General features: G+C 52.8%; 16 protein-coding genes. 1 reads left to right on the top strand and 15 read right to left on the bottom strand.

Annotated elements, in window-relative coordinates; translation table 11 throughout:
- From coaBC to KOO63_09285, 5 genes are all read right to left on the bottom strand, one after another.
- The coding region (gene coaBC, locus KOO63_09305) for a bifunctional phosphopantothenoylcysteine decarboxylase/phosphopantothenate--cysteine ligase CoaBC (protein MBU8922005.1) at positions 1–656 on the bottom strand (656 nt) is incomplete at its 3' end.
- The gene (gene rpoZ, locus KOO63_09300) at positions 634–840 is read right to left on the bottom strand and encodes a DNA-directed RNA polymerase subunit omega (protein MBU8922004.1); all 207 of its coding nucleotides are present in this window, start codon (positions 838–840) and stop codon (positions 634–636) included. The genes rpoZ and coaBC, both read right to left, overlap by 23 nt.
- A gap of 188 nt (positions 841–1028) precedes the next feature.
- Complete coding sequence (gene gmk, locus KOO63_09295) at positions 1029–1586, bottom strand: guanylate kinase (protein MBU8922003.1); 558 nt, start codon at positions 1584–1586, stop codon at positions 1029–1031.
- 24 nt (positions 1587–1610) lie between these two features.
- Positions 1611–1859: a DUF370 domain-containing protein gene (locus KOO63_09290; protein ID MBU8922002.1), complete on the bottom strand. Its 249-nt coding sequence runs from the start codon at positions 1857–1859 to the stop codon at positions 1611–1613.
- 64 nt (positions 1860–1923) lie between these two features.
- On the bottom strand, positions 1924–2802 hold the full coding sequence (locus tag KOO63_09285; GenBank protein MBU8922001.1) for a YicC family protein: 879 nt from the start codon (positions 2800–2802) through the stop codon (positions 1924–1926).
- Positions 2803–2935: 133 nt separating this feature from the next.
- On the opposite strand from KOO63_09285, the gene KOO63_09280 reads away from it, so the two are divergent.
- On the top strand, positions 2936–4645 hold the full coding sequence (locus KOO63_09280) for a DUF814 domain-containing protein (GenBank protein MBU8922000.1): 1710 nt from the start codon (positions 2936–2938) through the stop codon (positions 4643–4645).
- A 284-nt stretch (positions 4646–4929) separates the two neighbouring features.
- Here the strand turns inward: KOO63_09280 and KOO63_09275 are convergent, their stop codons facing one another.
- From KOO63_09275 to KOO63_09230, 10 genes are all read right to left on the bottom strand, one after another.
- Positions 4930–5301 carry a hypothetical protein gene (locus KOO63_09275; protein MBU8921999.1) on the bottom strand — a complete coding sequence of 124 codons (372 nt, stop codon included), beginning with the start codon at positions 5299–5301 and terminating at the stop codon, positions 4930–4932.
- Positions 5302–5468: 167 nt separating this feature from the next.
- On the bottom strand, positions 5469–6536 hold the full coding sequence (gene ispG / locus KOO63_09270) for a flavodoxin-dependent (E)-4-hydroxy-3-methylbut-2-enyl-diphosphate synthase (protein MBU8921998.1): 1068 nt from the start codon (positions 6534–6536) through the stop codon (positions 5469–5471).
- Positions 6537–6570: 34 nt separating this feature from the next.
- On the bottom strand, positions 6571–8463 hold the full coding sequence (gene selB, locus KOO63_09265) for a selenocysteine-specific translation elongation factor (protein ID MBU8921997.1): 1893 nt from the start codon (positions 8461–8463) through the stop codon (positions 6571–6573).
- Between the two features lie 20 nt (positions 8464–8483).
- On the bottom strand, positions 8484–9737 hold the full coding sequence (gene murA, locus KOO63_09260) for a UDP-N-acetylglucosamine 1-carboxyvinyltransferase (protein MBU8921996.1): 1254 nt from the start codon (positions 9735–9737) through the stop codon (positions 8484–8486).
- 20 nt (positions 9738–9757) lie between these two features.
- The gene (gene prmC / locus KOO63_09255) at positions 9758–10618 is read right to left on the bottom strand and encodes a peptide chain release factor N(5)-glutamine methyltransferase (GenBank protein ID MBU8921995.1); all 861 of its coding nucleotides are present in this window, start codon (positions 10616–10618) and stop codon (positions 9758–9760) included.
- Positions 10619–11713, bottom strand: a complete 1095-nt coding sequence (gene prfA, locus KOO63_09250; GenBank protein ID MBU8921994.1) for a peptide chain release factor 1 — start codon at positions 11711–11713, stop codon at positions 10619–10621. It lies immediately after the preceding gene.
- 73 nt (positions 11714–11786) lie between these two features.
- Positions 11787–12719 (bottom strand): DUF1385 domain-containing protein, encoded by a 933-nt coding sequence (locus tag KOO63_09245; protein MBU8921993.1) that lies wholly within the window; start codon positions 12717–12719, stop codon positions 11787–11789.
- Positions 12720–12756: 37 nt separating this feature from the next.
- Entirely contained in the window at positions 12757–12984 is a 228-nt protein-coding gene (gene rpmE, locus KOO63_09240; protein MBU8921992.1) for a 50S ribosomal protein L31, read from the bottom strand.
- A 120-nt stretch (positions 12985–13104) separates the two neighbouring features.
- Positions 13105–14352: a transcription termination factor Rho gene (rho, locus tag KOO63_09235; protein ID MBU8921991.1), complete on the bottom strand. Its 1248-nt coding sequence runs from the start codon at positions 14350–14352 to the stop codon at positions 13105–13107.
- A 403-nt stretch (positions 14353–14755) separates the two neighbouring features.
- Positions 14756–15817 carry a tetratricopeptide repeat protein gene (locus KOO63_09230; GenBank protein MBU8921990.1) on the bottom strand — a complete coding sequence of 354 codons (1062 nt, stop codon included), beginning with the start codon at positions 15815–15817 and terminating at the stop codon, positions 14756–14758.
- Between the last annotated feature and the right edge of the window lie 76 nt (positions 15818–15893).

The following is a 15893-nucleotide window of genomic DNA, read 5'->3' as shown; positions in this document are numbered from 1 at the left end:
GATATATATCTTACCGGATCGATCTCCTCAATGGTCCGTCCCGCCGTCACGAGGAACCGGATTCCCTCTAGTGGCCCCGGCTCGAACGATCTCTCGATCACAGCCATTATCTCTTCAGGCTCCGCCATACGTCCACTGCCAGAAGTCCCGCATGCCAGATCACCCGTTCCAGGCGCTATGATGTGGCGCCCGTCCTTTTCAAGAATATCTATATTCCTTTTCACTGCCGTATTGGCCCACATACCATCATTCATCGCGGGTGCCATATATACAGGCGCGGCGGTGGCGCACACGACAGCACGAGGAAGGTCTCCTGCCATCCCCGATGCCACGCTGCCTATAAAATCGGCCGTCGCGGGTGCCACGACGACCCGGTCGGGCCATGTGGCAAGCTCGATATGTTCCACTGCAGGAATTTCTCTCCGGGCGAAGATGTCTGTCTGTACGGGATTGCCTGAAAGGACTTCGAAGGTAAGTGGTGTCACGAATCTCGTTGCTGCGGCTGTCATAACGACCCGGACCTGTGCTCCGGACCTCTTCATCATCCTGACCAGATAGGCGGATTTGTACGCGGATATCCCGCCGGTCACTACGAGAAGTATCTTCCTGCCGTCGAAGGCGACCTTACTGTCTTTACTCCGCCTCCGGCTCTTCATAGTAATACTTCACTTTCCCTTCGATCATGCGATTGATGGCGATAGTGGTAGGCTTTTCCTCGATCTCCTCCGGAGACATCTTGATGATCGTATTGACTCTTCTGGCTTCCTTTGCGAGGACCCTGATCGCTTCGTACCTGTTCTCAACCTGAGCCAGGATGTCTTCCATTGCCTTACTCTGCATATCTACCTCTCATGTTATTGCACTCCTCCCCGGGAACCGCATCCGGGCACTTCCCCGGTAGTCTGCTGGCCTCTGCCCTGACACGGGCCGCCATTGCAGCGGGAACTTATATATTTAATACATTCAGGCCATATTATCAACCCTAATGTACAGTGACGGCTTCCAGACCGAAGAACAGCAAAAGTCGGCTATCGACCCGCCACACGTCCTGAAGTGATTATTTCCCTTATCTCTCCGACACATTTATCAAGGTCACCGTTGACGACCCGGTAATCATATTTTGAGCTGTATTCCATTTCACGCCTTGCGTTTGCCAGCCTCTGCCTGATTACCTCATCGCCGTCGGTATCCCGGCCCCGAAGCCTTTTCTCAAGTTCTTCGAACGACGGAGGCATGATGAATATAAGCAGCGATTCCGGTTTTCTCACCTTTACTTTCGTACCACCCTGCACGTCGATCTCAAGCAGGACACTCATCCCTTCCGCAAGGCGCTCATCGACAAATTTCTCCGAAGTACCATAGAGATTGCCGTGCACCTCAGCCCATTCCAGAAGTTGTCCCTCGTCTCTGATCTTCGCGAAATCTCCGCGACTGGTAAAGAAATACTCGACTCCATCTTCCTCATCACCGCGAATACTTCTCGTGGTGACAGAGATCGAGGCCTCTATCCCCTCCATCGTCTCGAGTAATCTGGAGACGACCGTCGATTTCCCGACCCCGGAAGGGCCCGATATCACGATTATCATTGGTCCTGTTTCACCTATTTCAACTCACCCCTCACTCGTCCTGCCTTCGTTCCATCTCTGGGTGATCGTCTCAACGGCGATCGCCGACAGGATCACGTGACCCGACGCGGTAACGAGGATCGTCCTCGTCTTTCGCCCCTGTGTCGCGTCGACAAGCCTGCCGGTCTGACCGGCTTCTTCCCTGAACCGCCGCATTGGCGCAGAATCCGAGTTTATTATCGCCACTACCTTGTCTCTCGCCACAACATTTCCAAATCCTATGTTCAGCAGCATATTTCCTCCGGAAAGCCCGCACAACGCAGCCACTCACGCAACGGATACGCCCGGGCCGGACGAATCATTCCAGGTTCTGCACCTGCTCCCTGACCTTTTCGATTTTTCCCTTTATCGAGATACAATCCCTTATTATCACACTATCTGTGGCCTTGTTGCCCATCGTAGTCGCTTCCCGATGTATCTCCTGAAGCAGGAAAGTGAGCTTCTTCGATACTTCCCCCCCCTTTTCGAGGATTCCGGAGAACTGCTCAAGATGACTTTTCAACCTGACCAGTTCCTCGGAGAAATCCGCCTTGTCGGCCAATAGCGCAGCCTCCACACCCCACCGGCTCTCGTCGAGCCCCATACTCCCGAGAAGCTGCTCGAGCCTCTCGCGGACTCTCGCAAGGGACTTCTTCAACGCACCTGGCGCTTTCTTCTCGATCCCGACTGTAAGCTTCACGATTGCAGCGATGTGTTTTTCGAGATCGGCCTTGAGCGCGAGGGCCTCCCTGCTCCGCATTTCCGCACATCTATCGAGCGCCTCGCCTACGGCCCTGTTCACAGCACCCTTCATTTTCTTGACCGGTATAGAACCTGCCCTGCTGGTGAACGCCTCGGGAAGAGCCAGCAGCGAATTTATATCCACCTTCCCCGGGATACCCTCCTTTTTCGCGAAAGAGGAAAGCTCGCCATAGGCGCTCTTAAGAAACTCTCTGTTGATCGCGAAATTCCCGGCCTCGAAGTCCTTGTCAAAAGCCACTGTCACATAGACATGTCCGCGCCTGAGTTTCTTCCTGAGTATTTTCTCAATATCATTATCGAATCCGTTCAGCAGCCTAGGTGTCCTTATCGAAAAATCCATATACCGGTGATTTACCGTCCGGATCTCGACTATCACCTCACCGTCACCGATCTTCGCAGAACCTTTTCCAAAACCAGTCATGCTGGTCACCATCATTCTTCTCCCTCTTCGAGAATCTGTAATTATCATCTGGTCGCCCCATCTTAAACGTAAAACCATACTTTGTCAAAGATAAGGAACTTCCCATGCCGGGTTGACATGTGCCTCCCCTCACATTATGATACCGCGGATGAACGGAATGACGGCATACGCGCTGGGAATCGAACTGGGAAAAATCCTGCCGGGGACTCCCGTACGTTCCATCCGGAGATTCCCGGGTGGCACGGTAGTCTCGCTGGACGGGGATCGGGAGATGCACCTCCACATATTCCACTTCGCCAGGGAAGCCGGGATCGCCATATCGAATGATATCCTGATCCCCTCTAAATACCTGGATGAAGCCTTCGCGCAGGCAGCGGGAACGCGCGTGGAATCCGTCAGGCCACTCGGAGTGGAAAGGGTGATCCTCTTCTCCCTTTCCGGAGAGGGTAGCTGGGGAACTGATATTGCTTTTACCCTCCGGATCGACCTGTCTCCAGGAGGAAAGGCTTTTTCTATCTTCCGGGGCGAAGGAAACAGGCCCGTGATGACTTCGGGTGCGGCCCGATCAAGATTGCCGTCCTCTCCGGATCAGCTTCCTCCAGAAAAACTATACTCCCTGCTTTCACTGCCGCCGGTGATACCGGATAACCTTGGAACCTTGCTGGAGGATAGGTCCCCTGTGCCGGCAACCGAAGAAACGCCATCGAAAAGTCCGGGCGGCAATCCTTCCAGAGTCCTCATCGACTATATTGCCGGCATCGATCCGGCCGTAGCGGAGATGTTAATATCTTCATTTCCCGGCGACCCGGATTTGCTGTGGGCTGAGCTTGGAAAAATATCGGGGCATCTGGACAAGAAACAGTTCTCTTGGAGAATATTCGATTTTCCCGGGTCGCCAGGCAGCGATACCTGCCATCTTTATCCTGTCGATCTGCCTTTCGAAGCCAGGCCAGGGACATCATCCGATCTTCTGCAGGCTCTCGACATCATGACGAAAGAAAGAATGATGCCGGACTATACTGCCTACCTGCGAAGGACCGTATCAAAACCGGTCAGGCAGGATGTAAGGAAAACCAGAAAACTCCTGTCCAATCTCGATGCCGACCTCAAATCAGCATCGAAGTTCGAGGAAATGAGGCAGTTCGGCAACCTCCTTACCACATACCACCATCTTTTAAGAAGAGGGATGGACAGTATCACGGTGAAAGATTATTCCGGCGAGTCAGAGATCACCATCAGTCTCGATCCCGCTCTCGACCCTGACAGGAACATACGCTCATATTTTAAAAAAGCGAGAAAAGGCGAAAAGGGCCTGTTGGTCATTCGAAACAGGCGAGTAGCCATCAGGCGGAATCTGTCGGAAGCAGAGAAGGGGCTCGAGAGAATCGAAAAATCGATGACACTGGATAATCTTCTTGCCCTGTTGCCGGCACCGCCGGGCGAAAGAAAAGATCTCAAAAACAGCGGGGACAGAAAACCTCCCTTCAGAAGTTTCAGGCTCGACGAGAAACATACGGTGTACGTCGGACGTAATGACCGTGAGAACGATACTCTCACCCACAGGTTCGCCTCACCTTCCGACCTCTGGTTTCACGCGCAGGGACTCCCCGGATCCCATGTCCTCCTTGCCGGTGCCGACAACTCGACTCCCCGAAGACTCATCGAGATCGCTGCCTCGGTCGCCGCTTATTTCAGCAAGGGAAGAAACTCATCTACTGTACCTGTGATCTACACCGAAAAACGATATGTCCGCAAGCCCAGAAAATCGAGGCCGGGAACAGCAAGCTGCCAGAGAGAGAAGACTCTCTTCGTCACCCCTGTTCTGCCTGACGATAATAAGAAAAAAAGGAGGCTCTAAAGCCTCCTTTTCCGATAACTGAACCCGACAGCGGTCCGGCGGCGAGCCGCCCATACTACCGGATAGGTTGTTATCCCTCAGCCACACATCTTCCTGTTACCGCGGGCAAACACTTATAACCGCAAGAGCCGTACCAAGACGAAAAAAGCCCGACGGAGGGTCGAGCCTGCAACCTGTTGATATTAAATAGGTTCGAGAAGACCATAATCGGGGACTAAACTACCCCTAAGCCCCAAATAAATGCTTGAGTAAAAAATTCTGATTCCGCGTTAACTTTCTTTACTCTACTTTTCCGCGTAACCAGTCTCTGTTCCAAGCAGATATGTGCCACCGCCACCAAGTCCGATTTCAAGACATACAGGGGGGAAAAGTTCCCACTGAATGTAGACCGAACTGTATGGCAGGACTTCTCCCTCGCCGGCAATGATGAATATTCGATGGTGTTCACTGTCAACTCTCTCGAAAGTAACAGCGATTGTCCCTGAAGTAAAGATCCTGTAGTTTATGCCATCGAACTGCACTATCTGGAACCCCGAGTCTACAATCTTCACGGGGACATCCATCTGGTTCTCGATCGATGACGCAGCCGAAGCTGCCGAGGCGGACAGAACCAGCACTGAAACGGCGATGAACAAGACTCCTGCTATGCCCTTCATTAAAAAGTCTCCCCTCTTCTTTAAAGAAGAACGAGCAATCTCCTCTACGATGTGGACCGATGGTGCTGAGCAAAGGTGTATGCAAAGATGCAATTACGGTGAGGAATATAGCATAAACCCGCATTTTTTACTATATATTTAATTCATTATTGAAATCGATATGATTGTCAAGTGTCTTTTCCACTTATTTTTCTTATTTCTTCAAGAAGAAGCTCTAGAAGGTCACCCTCCACCTCTCCCTCGATCTCACCATTCCTGAAAAGGACCGCACCTTTCTTCGTTCCTGCCAGCCCTATATCAGCCTCTTTCGCCTCACCAGGACCATTCACCTCACAGCCCATCACTGCTACCGTTATATTTCCGTATCGAGGGAGGACCGCCTCGAGTCTTTCGGCCAGAGGAGCCACATCCAGGTGACTTCTCCCACATGTCGGACAGGATATTATCCTCGGAAGGTCCGTCCTGAGGCCCAGGGCGGATAGCATTGCTCCAGCGACAACTATTTCACGCACCGGATCTCCCGAAAGTGATACCCTGACTGTATCTCCGATCCCTTCAGACAGCAGCATCGTCAGCGCGACGACTGATCTGGCTGTTCCGGAAAGGACGGGGCCCGCTTCCGTCACCCCGATATGAAGAGGATAATCATATTCTGAAGAGAACAGTCTGTTGGCCTCTACCGTGACCATCGGATCTGATGATTTCAGGCTGAAGACAAGCTCTTCGAAACCTTCCCGCTCAAGCATGGCGACAAAACCCGCCGCGCTTTCGCAAAGCGCCTGTGCCGGGGCTGTGACATACAGACCGGCAAGCGTCTTTTCCAGGCTGCCGGAATTGACACCGATCCTTATCGGGATACCTGCCGCTCCAGCCGCGGCCGCCACAGCGAGTGTCTTTTCCCTTCCCCCGATATTCCCCGGGTTGATCCTCAATCCGGCGACACCCTTTTCAGCCGCAGCTACGGCCAGCCTGTGATCGAAATGTATGTCGGCAATGACCGGGATCGAACTTTCATCGCAAAGTCTGGAAAGAGCGTCTACATCGTTCATATCCCGGACTGACACCCTTGTGATCTGGCAACCCGCCGCCGCAAGTTCCTCGATCTGCCCTGACGCGGCATCTACAGAGGACGCCGGGAATGTCAACATCGACTGGATCGATACGGGCGCACCGCCCCCGATTTCGACCGTTCCATAACGGGTCTTCCTGGTCTTTCTTCTTTCAGGTAACGGCATCTCTCTTCCTTTCACCGCTTTCTGGCAGGGTCAGTCAATCCAGTTCAGGGCCACTTTCCCTGCTGTCTCCCTTCCTGACCGTGATCCTTTCGCTGTCCAGGAATTCAAGCATCGGTACGGCGTGTTTTCTGGTCAGGCCGAACCTGTCCTTAAAATCGCCCACCTTCATGGTCCCGCCATCGGCCAGCATGTCCCGAAGCGTTTTTTTCATGTCCTCGAATGCTCCCGAGTCGATATATCCGTCGCCACCCACTTTAAGCAGTTTGCCGTCGTCCAGAAGGATATGGATATACTTCAGGATGTCTTCCACCCCGTCCATCCTGTGGGAAAGATCTCTTGTTGTGACAAAGGCGGGTCCGGATTCCCTCACCAGCGAGGATATCCTGTCCAGGATTTTCATATCTTCATCTGAAAGTTCCATTACGGCAGTCCCGCTCCTGACCTTTCCATCCCTGAAGAAAATAATCTTTTCCCGGTCGGCCTTCTCAAGAAGATAGCCGAACAGAGGTCCGCCACCAGCACAGGAATCCGTCCTGAGCTGCTCTCTTTCCATACCCCACAGCAGTGGGTCTTTCCGGGAGAATTCAGTGAGGACCTCCTTCATTCTCGCATCGAGAAGATCTATTATCTCTCTTGTAAATAACCTTCCCTCGATTTCTTTTATATTTTCCCCAAGCCCGGCGATCGCATCCCCGATACGGCCTGATGACATGCCAAGAAGTCTGAGACTGTCGGGGTCGAGTCCGGAAAGTCCCGAATCGGATGTGAGGACCTCGACTATCTCCCCGTCCTTTCCATCTCTTAACGTTCGCAGGATACTGCTGCGGGCATCATCGAATCTTCGGGCCTTCGGCGCTGCCGGATCGAGGATACGTCCACCCGCAAGGACCCTCATCGGCGAATATGTCCTCAGGATGAACCGGTCACCCCCGAGGGCCACGACTGGAGACTCCATGCGAAGCTGCACCAGCCCGCTCGCGCCCTCTATGATCTCCTCGCTGTCGAGCAGGACTACACGCGCAAGAGACTCGCCGGCAGCGTGATGAAACCGGACCCGCTGCCTGTTCTTCAGCCGGGAGCCCTTTATGGCGCTTATCTCGACGGTGACATCCAGCATACTTGATGCTGACAACAGCCCCGGTGTCACCACCTGGTCCCCGGGAGATATCTCATCCTTTTTCAAGCCGTGAAGGGCAAGCGCGGTCCTCATTCCGGCCCGTGCAGAATCAAGTGCTTTATCGAAATTATGAACGTCCCTGACCCTGGCCTTCCTGCCACCGGGCTCGATCACCAGCTCATCGCCCCTGCCGACCGACCCGGACCAGGCAGTACCCGTAACGATAGTACCTATTCCGTCACGTGTGAACACCCTGTCCACCGGAAGCCTGAAAATATCTCCGTCTTTCAGGCTACTCACCCTTTCAGTACACTCTCTCAATATTTTCCTGAGTTCCTCTATGCCTTCCCCTGTAACCGAGGAAGTCCTGACAAGGATGGAACCTTCAAGGGGGGTGCCGGAAATGAGATCCTCGACTTCACTTTCCACTATGCCTGCCATCTCATCATCGACAAGGTCGATTTTCGTTATGGCGATCACTGCAGTATCGAGCCCGAGAAGGCGCAAGACTTCAAAATGTTCCATCGTCTGTGGCATGACTCCTTCGTCGGCAGCGACGACCATCAGCGCCATATCCACTCCGGTCGCGCCGGAAACCATGTTTTTGACGAATTTTTCGTGTCCCGGGACATCGACCAGCCCTGCCACAATGCCCTCTCCCAGATCCAGGGGAGCGAATCCCAGCACGATCGATATGCCACGGGCCTGTTCCTCTTCGAGCCTGTCGGTGTTTTTCCCTGTCAGAGCTCTGACAATCTCGGTCTTGCCGTGATCGACATGCCCGGCAGTCCCAATGATCAGATTCTTCAAGCCATCCCTTTCACTGATCCCTATCCGCCGACCCTCTCTATACTGGCGCCCAGAGCCTTGAGTTTGCTCTCTATCTTTTCGTAGCCCCTGTCTATATGGTAGATCCTCAGTATTCTGGTTTCACCTTCGGCGACAAGAGCCGCAAGGATCAGAGCGGAACTTGCTCTTATATCTGTCGCCATCACCGGAGCTCCCTGTAAAGATCCCACTCCGCTGACAACAGCCACACTCCCGTCCAGAGTGATCTTTGCTCCGAACCTTTTAAGTTCGGGGACATGCGTGAATCTGTCCGAATAGACATGCTCCACGATCGAGCTCGATCCGTCAGCCATGCACAACACGGCCATCATCTGTGCCTGCATGTCTGTCGGAAATGCCGGGTAAAACCCTGTATCCAGATCGACAGGCCCGATCCGGTCCGGACCGGTGACGATCATCGTCGAATCGGAGACCTCCACTTCGGCGCCGCAGGCCCTGAGCTTGTCTATTACCGCCGCCATGTGGGAAGGTTCGCAGTTGTTTATCTCGACCCTGCCTCCCGTGATAGCCGCAGCAGCGGCAAATGTCCCCGCCTCGATCCTGTCCGGAATGACCCTGTATTCGAAAGGTTTTATCTGATCCACGCCCTCGATCTCTATTCTGGAAGTGCCTTCACCCTCGATCATCGCGCCCGCTGACTTCAAAGCTCCTGCAAGAGCCATTATCTCAGGTTCGCGAGCTGCATTCTCTATGACGGTCCTGCCTTCGGCCAGGACGGCAGCAAGCAGCAGGTTGACTGTCGCGCCTACACTCGGTATGGAAAGGATGATCTCGGCGCCCTTCAGCCGGTCCGCGACCGCGTCGATATACCCGTGATCGATCCTGATCTCGGCTCCGAGCGACTTGAGCCCCTGCAGGTGAAGGTTGATAGGCCTCGGCCCCCACGCGCAACCTCCCGGCATCGAGACCCGGGCCCTGCCAAATCTGGCAACCAGGGGTCCCAGTGCATATATCGAAGCCCTCATCGTCCGGACAAGATCGTAGGGGGCTTCGAAAGAATCCACCTTCGACGCGTCAACTGTCAACGTTCCATCCTCGAGGGACGATGGGATTCCCAGGACTTCCAGGAGTTGCATCATCGTCCTGGTATCCCTCAGGTCAGGAACATTTGTCAGAATACATTTCCCGCCGGTGAATATCGTGGCCGCCATCAGGGGAAGCATGGCGTTTTTCGCCCCTCCCACCGAAACGCTTCCATTCAACCTGCAGGGTCCTTTTATCGTAAAACTTTCCATCAGGCCCCCCTCCTTACCCTCTATTGTTTTCGGGCCGTCATGACCCTTTCCTTGCCGTTATAATCTTTCCATACCTCGATGTCTTCATATCCTTCGTTCTGAAAGATGTTTCCGACATCGGTCGCCTGCCCATCACCGATCTCAAGGGCCACCAGACCTCCCGACTTCAGGAGACTACCACCCCGGACCGCGATCATCGGATAGAAAGATAGTCCATCCGGCCCTCCGTCCAGCGCGACCCTCGATTCAAAAAGAGCTACTTCCTCCTGCAACCCTTCAATGTCACCGGTAGGTATATATGGAGGATTCGATACAAGAATATCGAGCCTGGACCCGCCACAGACAGCATCGAAGCTGTCCGCGATCAGGATCTCCAGCCTGTCATCGACGCCGAGAGCCTTGAAATTCTTTCTCGCGAGAAACGCAGCCTCTGGAGAAATATCGAACGTCACGCCCCTCCACCCCGGATGGCGCTTGGCAAGCGTGCCTGAGATGATACCACTCCCGGCACCGATCTCCATGAAATCCGCCTTTTCCATCTGCTTCATCTTCTTTTCAACCGCCTCTATCAGCACTTCTGTCTCGGGACGCGGGATAAACACTCCCTCGCTCATCCTGAAAGGCAGAGAAAAGAACTCGGTCTCTCCCAGAATGTATTGAAGGGGATAGTGGCTCGCCCTTTTTTTCAAATCTTTCCTGTAAGCTTTGAGGGTCTTTTCTTCGAGATTTTCCTCGAACCTGAGATACAGATCAAGCCTCGAGCAGTCAAGGGCACGCGCGAGAAGATGCTCCGCGCTCAGCCTTGGCGATTCGACACCGTGTTTCTGAAGATATCCCTCAGACATGCTGACGGCTTCCATGACCGTAGGTGTGCTGGCCATCTACTCCTCCCCCCGCTCCACTTCCCTTTCCATCTCAAGAGCAAGCAGCTTTTCCCTGTGAGCAAGAGCCAGTTCACTGACTATCCCTCCGATGTCTCCGTCAAGTACACCACTCAGGTTGTGAAGTGTAAGACCGATCCTGTGATCGCTCACTCTCCCCTGGGGAAAATTATATGTACGGATCTTGGCGCTGCGGTCACCGGAACCCACCATATCTCTCCTGACAGCAGCTATCTCGTCGGCCTGCTCGTCCCTGGCTTTTTCCAGCAACCTGGACATGAGCACTTTCATCGCCTTGGCCTTGTTCTTGTGTTGTGACTTTTCGTCCTGGCAGGTAACGACCAGGCCCGTAGGAATATGAGTGACTCTGACAGCCGAGTCCGTAGTGTTTACACTCTGTCCTCCCGGCCCACTCGACCGGTAGACGTCTATTTTCAGATCCTTCTGCTCTACATTGATATCAACAGCCTCGGCTTCGGGAAGTACCGCAACGGACACCGCTGAAGTATGGATCCTTCCTCCCGATTCGGTCACCGGCACCCTCTGCACACGATGCACACCACTCTCGAACTTCAGTTTGCCGAACGCTTCCTGTCCTGTCACAAGGAAAATAATTTCTTTAAATCCCCCCATCTCGGTGGGATTGCTGCTGAGAATATCGATCTTCCATTTATTGCTCTCGGCGAAAAGCCTGTACATCCTCGCAAGATCGGCGACGAAGAGTGCCGCCTCGTCTCCTCCCGTCCCCGCCCTTATCTCCATTACCGTGTTTCTGGAATCGTCGGGGTCGCTCGGTATCAACATCAGCTTGATCGCCTCTTCGAGCTCATCTACTGCCCCGCCGATCTCCTCTATCTCCATCTCCGCCAGTTCTTTCATCTCACGGTCTTCCGACTTCTCCAGGACTTCCCCGGCCTGACGAAGGCGTTCCGATTTCGACACATACTCGCGGATCGCTATAACTGCCTTGTCGAGGTTGCTTCGCTCTCTGGCCAGTTCGCGGTATACCTTCTGGTTCTTGATGATTTCTGGACGTGACAGCTCCTCTCCGAGCTGTTCGTACCTTTCCAGTACCTTTTCGTATCTTTTCAATATATCCAAGACAGGCCTCCGGACATGGAAACACCTCCGGGCGCCTTATGCTCCCGGATTTCCACAGGATCGTATGCTAATTGATTATTCCGCCCGTTTCCAGCACTTTGTCATCGAGACAGGCCTTCAGGGCTACTATCGCGACCTCGATCTGGTCCGCTGAAGGCTCGCAGGTAGTGAACCTCTGCATGAAGAGACCCGGCCAGAAGAGAAATCCGATCCTCTGCTTCACACCCGGACGAGCCGAGAAACGGAGGACTTCATAGGAAAGTCCGGCGATCACCGGAACAAAAGAAAACCTGACCAGCCTGTCGGTCACATTATCCGGTTTGCCGAGGAAAACAAAGACAATCACGCTGACGAGGACCACGATGACCAGAAAGCTCGTACTGCACCTTGGATGGAATCTGGAGAACCCGCTGGCGCTCTCGGGAGTAATGTCTTCTGGAGTGGGCTCGACTGATGCCTCGAAAGCAAATATCGTCTTGTGCTCCGCACCATGATACTCGAAGACCCTCCGCATTTCCTTCCATCTCGTTATCAGAATGATATACATGAAGATGAATAACAGCCTCAGGATCCCGTCCACAAGATTGAAAAGGAAACTGTTCTCAAACCCGAACAACTCTGTAAGAAGAAGCGGGATATAGAAAAAGAAAAGGAAGCCGAGGCCAAAGGCTGCGACCACTGTAATTACCATGTAGAGGGAGGACAGGGCAGCGTTCTCCTTTTTTTTCTCTTCCTCTGTCGAAGCCTGGTCAGCGGAGAACGACAGGGATTTCACTGCCACGACGAGAGTCTCTACAAGGGTGATCGCCCCGCGAATGATGGGGATATTGAATATACGATACCTTTTCGTCAGGCTCCGAAATGGTTCGGCCTTTACAACTATGTCGCCAGAAGGCGTTCGGACGGCTGTGGCAATGCCCTTCGGAGAACGCATCATAACGCCTTCGATGACAGCCTGCCCCCCGACATGAAGATTTATTGCTTCCTCATTGCCGGACATTGTTCACCTGTTTTCCCGCGTGCAGTAGTAGTACAGGTCAGCTTTTCTTTTCAGCTGATTTCTTGCGGTAATCCCCATACTTACGCTGGAACCTCTCAACGCGTCCAGCCGTATCGATAAGCTTCTGCTTGCCCGTAAAGAAGGGGTGACAGTTGGAACAGATCTCAACCGAGATCTCTTCCTGCGTCGAGCGCGTCTCGATGACGTTGCCGCACAGACAACTGATATTTGTCTTCTTATACTCCGGGTGAATGTCTTTTTTCATTTTCTTTCTCCGGTTTTTTCCCTGTTCCCGCGACATCTGCCGCAGGGAATACAATCTAATATGCGACGATCACGAATTCAAATTGAATTTTCACTTTTTTCCATGCAAGCCAGGAAATTATCAGGCGTTCATCGATGAGAGGAACTTAGAATTCGTCTTCGTCCTCACCATTTTCTCCAACAGGAACTCCATCGCCTCTACACTTGACTTGTCGCTCAGGAACTTCCTCAATATATAGACCTTGGTTAAAACCTTTTCTTCGAGAAGAAGTTCTTCCTTCCTGGTCCCCGACCGCAATATATCGATCGCTGGCCAGACTCTCTTGTCTGACAACCTGCGGTCCAGCACTATTTCAAGGTTGCCTGTGCCCTTGAACTCCTCAAAGATGACCTCGTCCATCCGACTCCCGGTCTCCACAAGAGCTGTAGCGATGATTGTCAGGCTGCCCTGCTCCTCTGTGTTTCTCGCCGCACCAAAGAACCTTTTCGGCCTCTGTAAAGCGTTTGAGTCTACACCACCTGAAAGGATCTTGCCCGAGTGAGGCACGACCGAGTTATGGGCTCTTGCCAGCCTTGTGATACTATCGAGAAGGATAACCACATCTTTCCCATGCTCTACCAACCTCTTCGCCTTCTCGATCACCATATCACTTACATGGACATGCCTGTCGGCCGGTTCATCGAAGGTCGAACTGATCACTTCGCCGTGCACCGACCTCTCCATGTCGGTCACCTCTTCCGGACGCTCGTCTATGAGAAGGACGATCAACACGATCTCGGGGTGATTGACAGTAATAGAGTTGGCGATCTTCTGCAGAAGGACCGTCTTTCCCGTACGCGGCGGAGCAACGATGAGTGCTCGCTGGCCCTTGCCGATCGGCGTCATAAGATTCATGACTCTCGTGGAAAGGTCTTTTGGATCGTGTTCCAGATCGATCATTTTGTCAGGATAAAGAGGGGTGAGGTTGTCGAAGAGCGTTTTTTTCCTGGCCTTGTCAGGATTCTCTCCATTGACAGCCTCCACCTTGAGGAGAGCGAAATACCTCTCCGATTCCTTCGGGGGCCTTATCTGACCATATACCGTATCCCCGGTGCGCAGAGAGAATTTCTTGATCTGTGACGGCGAGATGTAGATGTCGTCAGGTCCCGGCAGATAGTTGTATGATGGAGATCTGAGGAATCCGTATCCCTCAGGAAGCACCTGCAGCACGCCCTGGTTATAAATCAGTCCGTTCTGCTTGGAATGTGTTTCCAGGAGCTTGAAGATGAGCTCCTGCTTGCGAAGGCTGCTGGCTTCCTCGATGTTCAGTTCGACCGCCATCTCCATGAGTTCGTCGATCTTTTTCTTTTTCAGTTCGGCAATATCCATTAACTCCAACCTTTTCTAAATACCATCCCCATAAACCGGGATTCAAGGACGAAACAAGTCTGTTGACCGTTTCTTTCCCCTGTTGACTTGACTCTGATTAATTCGGACCGGCCGACGGTCCTATTCCTGCCTATCGATCACTCCAGTGTTTTTCGTGGGACCTCTCAAGATATCGTCCGGGAAAACTGTCACCTTGAGGTCGAAACGCTCCCCTGAAAGATCAGCCTCCAGAAATATTTTGTGGAGATTCAGGGGCGTAGAAGAAATATCTTTTCTCTTCTCCGGAAAATTTACAGAAAATTCTCCATTATGTCAAGCAAAATAGGGACAGCGGGGAAGAAAACCGAAGGGGTTTTAATGGGATACGGGTGAGCTGCAAACAGCCCACCCGTCCCTGATTCTACTAATGTCCCGAAAGATCCTGGAACTTTTTGATCGCCTGCTCAGCCAGTTCCTTCATGTTCTTCTTGCTGTACGTCAGGCCCAGTATCTGCCATCCCCTCGGGTCCTCAGGCGCCACGGTCTCCGTGTATTCCTGCCCGTACATAATCGACTCGTCCCAGAACTCTCCCTGGTAATAAGCGAGAAGCCTGCTGTAAAAAGCTCTTAAGTTATCCGGCTGGTACATGATGACCTGCTGGTAGGCCTCCGCCGCTTCCAGATACATCTTTAACCTCAGATAACACACACCCACATTGTAATAGAGGTCAGGGTTTTCCGTTTCAGTCTCAAGATATCCCTTCTCAGCCATCTCGAACATCCTGATAGCACCGGCATAATTCTCCTGACGCAGATAATCGTTCCCCGCTCTCTCGATCTCTTCGGCATGAGTGGGATCATCGATGAGAAGCCTCTCGAAGATCTCGGCCGCCTTGTCCTCATCGCCCTTCATGATCATCACGCGACCGGAAAGTGCCAGGACCTTGCCGTAATTCGGGTCGCCCGTCTCGACCAGGCTCATCACTTTCTCGGTAGCAGAGTAGAGGGCTTCCTGGTACGTCGAATCCTCTTTTACGATGGCGTTAAAGGCCATAGCCAGATTCAGCCAGCCTTTTACCTTTCTTGGATCGGCAAGGGTCGCCTGCTCGAATTCCTTCGAGGCGCCAACCAGGTTATCGGACTGATATTCGAGTATTCCGAGGTTAAAATGTGTCGCCCAGTTGGAACCGATACTTTCCTCGCATAGCGTCTCTTTTTCCGGATCATATTGGGCCGACTTGCGAAAGTATTCATAGGCCTTCTCCATGTCAGGATCTTCCTTGAGGCTGTAAGCATAACCGAGCTCGTAGTATGCTTGCGCGTCATATGGATTATTCTCGACCGCCGTTTTTCCCAACACAATGGCCTTGTCATAATTCTTTTCCTGGTTACGCAGCATAGCGCTCCTGGTCTCTACACTCTTGCAGGCATAGATACCGAGAAGCAGAAAGATCATGACCGCTGCCAATATCCTGTTAGTTTTCATCAGGAAGATTCCTCCTTCGTCTGCCTTGACAATAACCTGTCTATGTCCCTCTGGACATTTGAAAATTAGCAACAGC

The organism is Candidatus Latescibacterota bacterium (genome assembly GCA_019038625.1).
Classification (GTDB): Bacteria; Krumholzibacteriota; Krumholzibacteriia; order Krumholzibacteriales; family Krumholzibacteriaceae; genus JAGLYV01.
This window is presented reverse-complemented; position numbering and strand designations above follow the sequence as displayed.